Genomic DNA, 1,279 nt, shown 5'->3' with positions numbered 1-1,279 from the left:
GACCCGGACCGGGCCGGCGCGCCGCCGTGGTCAGCGCTCGGTGTCGAACGCGTAGAACTTCCGGTGGTCCAGCAGGTCGGCCGGCGTCACGTTGTTCCACGGCCGCATCGGCTTGTGCAGGTCGACGACGTCCCGGGTGGCCGCGGTGGGCAGGTAGCCGGACTTCGGGTTCCGGCGCTGCCACTCGGCCCACAGCAGGTCGATGAAGGCGTGGTGCATCCAGAACACCGGGTCGTTCGGGGACGCCGCGCTGGCCATCTGGCCGCCGATCCACACGTGGACCCGGTTGTGCAGGTTGGCGCCCCGCCAGCCCTCCAGGTGGTTGCGGAAGCCGTCCGAGGCGCTGTTCCAGGGAGCCGCGTCGTACACGGGCATGGCGAGCACGGCGTTCACCTCGGCCTTGGTCGGCAGCTGGGTGCCGCCCGCGCCCAGGGCGCGCCGCAGGTAGGTGCGCCGGTCCACGCCCACGGTGACGGCCCACTTGCCGCCCCCGTACGCGAACGGGCCGTCGACGACCTGCCCGTCGCGGTCCCGGCCGGTACCGCCCATGAAGTCGGCGGCCCAGAGCGAGGAGGCCGCCGTGCGGTCCACCGTCCAGTCCCAGTAGGGGAGCGAGACCTTCGGGTCCACCTTCTGCAGCTCGGCCTCGAAGTCCAGCAGGAAGCGGCGGTGCCAGGGCAGGAAGGAGGGGGAGCGGTGGCCGACGCGGTCGCCGAAGTCGCTGTCGCCCATCAGGAAGGTGTTGTGGACGGCCGCGAAGCGGTCGTAGGTGCCGTTGCGCTTCAGTTCGAGCAGCGCACCCGTGAAGGCCCGCTTCTCGTCCGCGGTCAGCTTGGCCTGGTTCTTGCGGACGTTCACGACGTGCCTCCCGCCGGGCCGAACGGAGCGAGTGCGGCGCCCTGGAGGTCCCGTACGGCGGCGCGGACGACCGCGACCGGGTCGGGGAACGTCTGGTAGTGGTTGACGACGCTGACCCAGCTGCCGTCGGCGTTGCGCATCACGTGCAGCTCGTTGCCGTCGATGCTGACGGTGGGCAGCCCGGGGGAGTGGTGGCCGCCCTGGTGCTCGCCGCCGCCGAACGTGATCTGGATGCGGCGGCCCTCGTAGACCTCGTCGATGGTGCCGGTGGGTATGGGGCCGGGCGACGAGGCCGTCGCCGCCCCCTTGGCGTCCCCGCCCGGCGAGGACGAGCCGGAGAACTTGATGACGGCCGCGGCCGCCTCTGCGGGGGGTCGACCCCTCGCCCCACGACAAAACCCCACAACGCGCGGGATATAGA

Annotated in this window: 2 protein-coding genes; both read right to left on the bottom strand. The window is 72.0% G+C overall.

The genetic code is table 11. The features are described from left to right. Positions 1 to 30: 30 nt before the first annotated feature. Positions 31 to 858, bottom strand: a complete 828-nt coding sequence (locus ACFXA3_RS42730; RefSeq protein ID WP_385196974.1) for a tyrosinase family protein — start codon at positions 856 to 858, stop codon at positions 31 to 33. Continuing rightward, entirely contained in the window at positions 855 to 1,274 is a 420-nt protein-coding gene (locus ACFXA3_RS42725; RefSeq protein WP_385196976.1) for a tyrosinase family oxidase copper chaperone, read from the bottom strand. Before ACFXA3_RS42725 ends, ACFXA3_RS42730 begins: the two co-directional genes overlap by 4 nt. Positions 1,275 to 1,279: the final 5 nt, after the last annotated feature.

Source organism: Streptomyces sp. NPDC059456 (genome assembly GCF_042750055.1).
In the GTDB taxonomy this organism is placed as follows: Bacteria; Actinomycetota; Actinomycetes; order Streptomycetales; family Streptomycetaceae; genus Streptomyces.
Note: the sequence above shows the minus strand (reverse complement) of the source record. Positions and strands in the feature narration are given on the sequence as shown.